This window comes from Acidovorax sp. FW305-C-20-28 (genome assembly GCF_058783375.1).
In genome coordinates, this window is the sequence record NZ_JBYSYM010000007.1 from 239,048 (window position 1) to 246,159 (window position 7,112).

Consider the following 7,112-nt stretch of genomic DNA (forward strand, 5'->3'; position numbering starts at 1 on the left):
GGCAGCGGGGCGCATGCGCGCGCCCCGTGCCGCAATCACGCCGTGAACTGCAGCGCCGCCAGGCGCGCATAGGTGCCATTGGCCGCGATGAGTGCGGCATGCGTGCCCTGTTCCACGATGCGGCCATGCTCCAGCACCACGATGCGGTCGGCGTTCTGCACCGTGGCCAGGCGGTGCGCGATCACGAGCGTGGTCCGCTGGCCCGTGTGGCGCTGCATGGCCGTGTCCAGGGCGGCCTGCACCATGCGTTCGCTTTCGGCATCCAGCGCGCTGGTGGCCTCGTCGAGCAGCAGCAAGGGCGGGTTCTTGAGCATGGCGCGCGCGATGGCGATGCGCTGGCGCTGGCCGCCCGACAGCCGCACCCCGCGCTCGCCCAGGAAGGTGCCATAGCCCTCGGGCAAGGCCACGAGGAAGTCGTGCGCAAAGGCCGAGCGTGCGGCGGCCACCACCTCTTCGTCCGTGGCGCCGGGACGGCCATAGCGGATGTTCTCCATGGCCGAGGAGGAGAAGATCACCGCATCCTGCGGCACCACGCCGATGTGCGAGCGCAGCTCGGCCAGCGCCAGGGTGCGGATGTCCGTGCCATTCAGGCGGATGGCACCTTCCTGCCCACCGGTGGAGGGTTGCGCCACATCGTAGAAGCGCTGCAACAACTGGAACACCGTGGTCTTGCCCGCGCCGCTCGCGCCCACCAGGGCCACGGTTTCGCCCGCGGCCAGTTGCAGGTCGAAATCCTGCAGCGCCGGCTGGTCGGGCCGCGAAGGGTAGCGGAAGTTCACCTGATCGAACTGCACCGCCAGGCCCCGGCCCGTGGAGGGCAGGGCCACCGGGCTGGCGGGCTCGGCCACGGGCGAGCGGCTGCCCAGCAGCTCCATCAATCGCTCGGTGGCACCCGCTGCACGCAGCAGGTCGCCATAGACCTCGCCCAGCACGGCCACAGCCCCCGCGAGCAGGATCACATAGACCACGGTCTGCCCCAGGTGGCCGGCCGTCATCTGGCCGGCGAGCACGGCCTGCGTGCCCTGGTACAGGCCCCAGAGCAGCAGGGCGGCGTTGGCGATGATGATGAAGGCCACCAGCACCGCGCGCGACAGAGTTCGGCGCACGGCCACCTGGAAAGCGTTCTCGGTGGCCAGCGCGAAGCGCTGCGCTTCGCGCGGCTCGGCGGTGTAGCTCTGCACCACGGGAATGGCGTTGAGCACCTCGGCCGCAATGGCGCTCGAATCGGCCACGCGGTCCTGGCTGTCGCGCGAGAGGCGCCGCACGCGCCGCCCGATCCACATCGTGGGCACGACCACGAGCACGATGGCCAGCAACACCCAGGACATCACATAGGGGTTGGTCCACACCAGCATGGCCAGCGCACCGATGCCCATGACGGCATTGCGCAGCCCCATCGACAGCGATGAGCCCACGACGGTCTGCACCAGGGTCGTGTCGGCCGTCAGCCGCGAGAGCACCTCGCCGGTCTGCGTGGTCTCGAAGAACTGCGGGCTTTGCTGCAGCACATGGCTGTACACGGCGTTGCGCAGGTCGGCCGTCACGCGCTCGCCCAGCCAGCTCACCATGTAAAAGCGCGCGGCCGAGAACACGCCCAGCGCAATGGCCACGGCGAACAGGGCCTCGAAATGGTCGCGCAGCGCCATCGCCTGCGCGCCTTTGTCGGTGCTGACCAGGCCGCCATCGACCAGCGTGCGCAGCGCGATGGGAAAGGCCAGCGTGGCCAATGCCGCAAGCACCAGAAACACCAGGGACAGCGCAATGCGCCCGCTGTAGGGGCGCAGAAAGGGCAGCAGGCCGGTCAGGGAGCGCGGAGCGCCGCGGGCAGGGGAGGAGGGGGTGGACGCCATGCACCCAGTGTAGGGTGGCGACGGCCCGCGTGTGGGCGCGTACCGGGTGGCTTCTTGCAGGCCGTTACAGGTTTCTGCAGGTGCGCAGGGCGTGTCTACCAGTCAGTAAAAAGTCAGCCTTGGACCTTTCCGGGGCGGACCACTTGGGCGGCGCCGCACGGGCTGGCGGCGCCTGCTTTCCGAGGAAGTATCCGGGTATACGAGCATGCCTTCGGCACCCCGCGTGCAGCCCCGCACTGTCACCTAGGCGTTTATACATAGGCATTAGTCCCAGTATCTGCTGACCGCTCCCCCCGCATACGATGCGTTGCACCAAAAAAGATAAGCACGCATGGAGACTGTGCCGCCACCCGGCTTCTTTCTCCACCCCGCACACAACGGAGCAAGCCAAGGCGCATGAGCGACGTCATCCTCGAAACCACCAGCCTGACCAAAGAGTTCAAGGGCTTCACCGCCGTCAGCGATGTGAACCTGGCCGTGCGCCGGGGTTCCATCCATGCACTGATCGGCCCGAATGGCGCGGGCAAGACCACCTGTTTCAACCTGCTGACCAAGTTCCTCACGCCCACATCGGGCGTCATCCGGTTCAATGGCCATGACATCACGCGCGAGCAGCCCGCGCAGATCGCGCGCCGCGGTGTCATCCGCTCGTTCCAGATCTCGGCCGTGTTCCCGCACCTCACACTGATGGAGAACGTGCGCCTGGGCCTGCAGCGCAAGCTCGGCACCTCGTTCCACTTCTGGCGCAGCGAGCGCAGCCTGCACCAGCTCGATGACCGCGCCATGCAGCTTCTGACCGAAGTCGGCCTGGCCGATGTGGCCGACGAGGTCACCGTGAACCTGCCCTATGGCCGCAAGCGCGCGCTGGAGATCGCCACCACGCTGGCCATGGAGCCCGAACTCATGCTGCTCGACGAGCCCACCCAGGGCATGGGCCACGAGGACGTGGACCGCGTCACCCAGCTCATCAAGAAGGTCTCGGCCGGCCGCACCATCCTCATGGTGGAGCACAACATGAAGGTGGTCTCCACCATTGCCGACCGCATCACGGTGCTGCAGCGCGGCGCCGTGCTGGCCGAAGGCCCGTACGCCGAGGTATCGAACAACCCGCAAGTGATGGAAGCCTACATGGGCACCACCGACGGTCAATTGCAAGGAGCGCATTGATGGCTGGCGCACCCGCACTCGAAATCAAGGGCCTCGAAGCCTGGTACGGCGAATCCCATGTGCTGCATGGTGTAGACATCGTCGTGCAGCCCGGCGAGGTCGTGACCCTGCTGGGACGCAACGGCGCAGGCCGCACCACGACCATGCGCGCCATCATGGGCCTCACGGGCGCACGCAAGGGCTCGGTCAGGATCAATGGCGTGGAAACCGTGGCCATGCCCACGCACCGCATTGCCCACCTGGGTGTGGGCTACTGCCCGGAAGAGCGCGGCATCTTCTCCAGCCTCTCGTGCGAAGAGAACCTGCTCTTGCCCCCCGCGCTCAAGACCGGCACGCCCGGCATGTCGGTGCAGGAGATCTACGCCATGTTCCCCAACCTGGCCGAACGCAAGAACAGCCAGGGAACGCGCCTGTCCGGCGGCGAGCAGCAGATGCTGGCCGTGGCCCGCATCCTGCGCACCGGCGCCAAGCTGCTGCTGCTCGACGAGATCTCCGAAGGCCTGGCGCCCGTGATCGTGCAGGCCCTGGCGCGCATGATCACCACGCTGCGCCAGAAGGGCTACACGGTGGTCATGGTGGAGCAGAACTTCCGCTTTGCCGCACCGCTGGCCGACCGTTTCTACGTCATGGAGCATGGCCGCATCGTCGAGCAGTTCGGCGCCGCCGAGCTCGACGCCAAGATGCCGGTGCTCACCGAGCTGCTGGGCGTCTGACCCGACCTCCAGCCCCCTTGCGAAGACCCCACCCCCGATTCTTCACCACCACCACACCTACAGGAGACAAACCATGAAGAACCAACTCAAAGTGCTGGCCCTGATGCTCGGCGCCGCAGGTCTTGCGACCTCGGCCGCACACGCGCAGGACAAGGTCAAGATCGGTTTCATCACCGACATGTCCAGCCTGTACGCCGACGTGGAGGGCAAGAACGGTGCGCTGGCCATCCAGATGGCCATCGACGACTTCGGCGGCAAGGTGCTGGGCATGCCCATCGAGCTGCTGAGCGCCGACCACCAGAACAAGGCCGACATCGCCGCCTCCAAGGCGCGCGAGTGGATCGACACCCAGGGCCTGACCATGATCTTCGGTGGCACCAACTCGGGCACGGCCCTGGCTACGGCCAAGGTGGCCTCCGAGAAGAAGCGCGTGTACATCAACAATGGCGCCGCCAGCTCGGCGCTGACCAACGAGCAGTGCTCGCCCTACACCGTGCACTATGCCTATGACACCGTGGCACTGGCCAAGGGCACGGGCTCGGCCATCGTCGACACGGGCGGCAAGAGCTGGTACTTCCTGACCGCCGACTATGCCTTCGGCCATGCGCTCGAAGCCGACACCACCACCGTGGTCAAGGCCAAGGGCGGCAACGTGGTGGGCGCCGTGCGCCACCCGCTCAATGCCTCGGACTTCTCGTCCTTCCTGCTGCAGGCGCAGAACTCCAAGGCCCAGATCCTGGGCCTGGCCAATGCCGGTGGCGACACCATCAACTCCATCAAGGCGGCCAAGGAGTTCGGCATCGGCAAGAGCATGAAGCTCGCTGGCCTGCTGATCTTCATCAGCGACGTGCACAGCCTGGGCCTGCGCAACACCGAAGGCCTGCAGTTCACCACCAGCTGGTACTGGGACCTGAATGACGAGACGCGCAAGTTCTCGGCCCGCTTCTTCGAGAAGGCCAAGCGCATGCCCACCGAAATCCAGGCCGCCGACTACTCGGCCACCATGAACTACCTCAAGGCCGTGGAAGCCGCCAAGAGCATCGATGCCGACAAGGTCATGGCCACCTGGCGCGGCATGAAGATGAACGACTTCTTCGGCTCGGGCCAGCTGCGTGCCGACGGCCGCTACGTGCACGACATGTACCTCATGGAAGTGAAGAAGCCTTCGGAGTCCACCAAGCCCTGGGATTACTACAAGCTCGTGAAGAAGCTGCCCGGCGACACGGTGTTCACCACCAAGGCCGAGAGCAAGTGCCCGCTCTGGAAGTAGTAAGTACGCGTCCACGGACCTGACCGAACCACGAACCCCCTCGCACCTCCTGCCGCTGCTTCGCCCATGGAAATCTTTGGTGTCTCATTGCCAGGCCTGTTGAGCCAGCTCCTCCTGGGGCTGGTCAACGGATCCTTCTATGCAATCCTCAGCCTGGGGCTGGCCGTGATCTTCGGCCTGCTCAACGTCATCAACTTTGCGCATGGAGCGCTGTTCATGACGGGGGCACTGATCACCTGGATGGCCATGAACTACCTGGGGCTCAACTACTGGTGGATGCTGGTGCTGGCACCGCTGGTGGTGGGGGTGTTCGGGGTGGTGATCGAGCGCCTGCTGCTGCGCTGGATCTACAAGCTCGACCACCTGTACGGGCTGCTGCTCACGCTGGGCCTCACGCTGCTGATCGAAGGGGTGTTTCGCTCCATCTACGGCGTGTCGGGCCTGGGCTACGACACGCCCGAGCTGCTCGAAGGCGCGACCAACCTGGGCTTCATGATCCTGCCCAACTACCGTGCCTGGGTGGTGGTGGCCTCGGTGGTGGTCTGCCTGGCCACCTGGTACGTGATCGAGAAGACCAAGCTCGGTGCCTACCTGCGCGCCGGCACCGAGAACCCGCGCCTGGTCGAGGCCTTCGGCATCAACGTGCCGGTGATGGTGACGCTCACCTATGCCTTTGGCGCAGCCTTGGCCGCTTTCGCTGGTGTGCTCGCCGCACCGGTCTACCAGGTCACGCCGCTCATGGGGCAGAACCTCATCATCGTGGTGTTTGCCGTGGTGGTGATCGGGGGCATGGGCTCCATCATGGGCTCCATCCTCACCGGGCTGGGCCTGGGCGTCATCGAAGGCTTCACCAAGGTGTTCTATCCCGAAGCATCGTCCACCGTGGTGTTCGTCATCATGGTCATCGTTCTCCTCATCCGCCCCGCCGGCCTGTTCGGCAAGGAAAAGTAAGCAGGGGCCGCACGCATGAATCTCAAGAACATCGCCCCCTTTGGCTACGGCCTGCTGCTGCTCGGCCTGCTGGTCGCGCCCTTCCTCGGGGCCTATCCCGTCTTCGTGATGAAGCTCATGTGCTTCGCACTGTTCGCCGCGGCCTTCAACCTGCTGCTGGGCTTCACGGGCCTGCTGTCCTTCGGGCACGCGGCCTTCCTGGGCGGCGCGGCCTATGTGGCCGGCCATGCCATCAAGGTCTGGGGCCTCACGCCCGAAGTGGGCCTGCTGCTGGGCACGGCCGGTGGCGCGCTGCTGGGCCTGCTGTTCGGCTGGCTGGCCATCCGCCGCCAGGGCATCTATTTCTCCATGATCACGCTGGCCCTGGCCCAGATGCTGTTCTTCGCCTGCCTGCAAGCCCCGTTCACCGGCGGCGAAGACGGCCTGCAGGGCGTGCCGCGCGGCAAGCTGTTCGGTGCCATCGACCTCAAGAACGACCTGGTCATGTACTACGTGGCCCTGGTCATCGTGGTCGCAGCCTTTTTGCTGATCGTGCGCACCATCCATTCGCCGTTCGGGCAGGTGCTCAAGGGCATCAAGGAGAACGAGCCGCGTGCCATCTCGCTGGGCTACGACACGCACCGCTTCAAGCTGCTGGCCTTCGTCCTGTCCGCCGCCCTGGCCGGGCTGGCGGGTTCGCTCAAGACCCTGGTGCTGGGTTTTGCCACGCTGTCCGATGTGCATTGGACCGCATCGGGCCAGGTGATCCTGATGACCCTCGTGGGCGGGCTGGGAACGCTGTCGGGTCCACTGATCGGCTCGGCCGTGGTGGTGATGCTGGAGAACAAGATCGGCGAGTTCGGGAACCTGCTGGCTGCTCTCACCAGCGTGGAATGGTTCAAGACGCTGGGTGAGTCGGTCACCATGGTCACGGGGTTGATCTTTGTGATTTGCGTGCTGGCGTTCCGGCGGGGGATCATGGGGGAGATCATTGCCTGGCTGGCGGCTCGGCGGACGGCTGGTTCGCGGCATTGAGTCGTTTTTTGGCCTCGTGCCTTGCCTGAGGTCGGAGGCCGGGTCTCGGCCCGGCGGCCGAGGTACTTTGTCTTTGCTTCGCCAAAGAAAAGTACCCAAAAGAAAGGCGACCCCGCTGCCCGTGTCCCCCTCGCCCGGGGGCGAGGG

Annotated in this window: 6 protein-coding genes; 5 read left to right on the forward strand and 1 reads right to left on the reverse strand. The window is 65.8% G+C overall.

What is annotated here, in order from left to right:
- Positions 1 to 35: 35 nt before the first annotated feature.
- Positions 36 to 1,850 (reverse strand): ABC transporter transmembrane domain-containing protein, encoded by a 1,815-nt coding sequence (locus AC3WOH_RS11265; protein WP_492229421.1) that lies wholly within the window; start codon positions 1,848 to 1,850, stop codon positions 36 to 38.
- A gap of 396 nt (positions 1,851 to 2,246) precedes the next feature.
- Between AC3WOH_RS11265 and AC3WOH_RS11270 the strand changes: the two genes are divergently transcribed.
- The 5 genes from AC3WOH_RS11270 to AC3WOH_RS11290 all read left to right on the forward strand — a co-directional run bounded on the left by AC3WOH_RS11270 (position 2,247) and on the right by AC3WOH_RS11290 (position 6,965).
- On the forward strand, positions 2,247 to 3,017 hold the full coding sequence (locus tag AC3WOH_RS11270) for an ABC transporter ATP-binding protein (protein WP_492229422.1): 771 nt from the start codon (positions 2,247 to 2,249) through the stop codon (positions 3,015 to 3,017).
- Positions 3,017 to 3,730 (forward strand): ABC transporter ATP-binding protein, encoded by a 714-nt coding sequence (locus tag AC3WOH_RS11275; RefSeq protein ID WP_184858338.1) that lies wholly within the window; start codon positions 3,017 to 3,019, stop codon positions 3,728 to 3,730. The genes AC3WOH_RS11270 and AC3WOH_RS11275 overlap by 1 nt, the downstream gene beginning before the upstream one ends.
- Positions 3,731 to 3,803: 73 nt before the next feature.
- Positions 3,804 to 5,000, forward strand: coding sequence for an ABC transporter substrate-binding protein (locus AC3WOH_RS11280; RefSeq protein ID WP_184858340.1), 1,197 nt, complete (start codon positions 3,804 to 3,806; stop codon positions 4,998 to 5,000).
- A 66-nt stretch (positions 5,001 to 5,066) separates the two neighbouring features.
- Positions 5,067 to 5,951, forward strand: coding sequence for a branched-chain amino acid ABC transporter permease (locus AC3WOH_RS11285; RefSeq protein WP_409964318.1), 885 nt, complete (start codon positions 5,067 to 5,069; stop codon positions 5,949 to 5,951).
- Between the two features lie 15 nt (positions 5,952 to 5,966).
- Complete coding sequence (locus AC3WOH_RS11290; protein WP_492229423.1) at positions 5,967 to 6,965, forward strand: branched-chain amino acid ABC transporter permease; 999 nt, start codon at positions 5,967 to 5,969, stop codon at positions 6,963 to 6,965.
- Positions 6,966 to 7,112 lie beyond the last annotated feature (147 nt).

Excerpts from the sequence above, each read along its gene's own strand:
- AC3WOH_RS11270 (WP_492229422.1), top strand. The coding sequence starts at position 2,247 with ATGAGCGACGTCATCCTCGAAACCACCAGCCTGACCAAAGAGTTCAAG.
- AC3WOH_RS11280 (WP_184858340.1), top strand. The coding sequence starts at position 3,804 with ATGAAGAACCAACTCAAAGTGCTGGCCCTGATGCTCGGCGCCGCAGGT.
- AC3WOH_RS11285 (WP_409964318.1), top strand. The coding sequence starts at position 5,067 with ATGGAAATCTTTGGTGTCTCATTGCCAGGCCTGTTGAGCCAGCTCCTC.
- AC3WOH_RS11265 (WP_492229421.1), bottom strand. The coding sequence starts at position 1,850 with ATGGCGTCCACCCCCTCCTCCCCTGCCCGCGGCGCTCCGCGCTCCCTG.
- AC3WOH_RS11290 (WP_492229423.1), top strand. The coding sequence starts at position 5,967 with ATGAATCTCAAGAACATCGCCCCCTTTGGCTACGGCCTGCTGCTGCTC.
- AC3WOH_RS11275 (WP_184858338.1), top strand. The coding sequence starts at position 3,017 with ATGGCTGGCGCACCCGCACTCGAAATCAAGGGCCTCGAAGCCTGGTAC.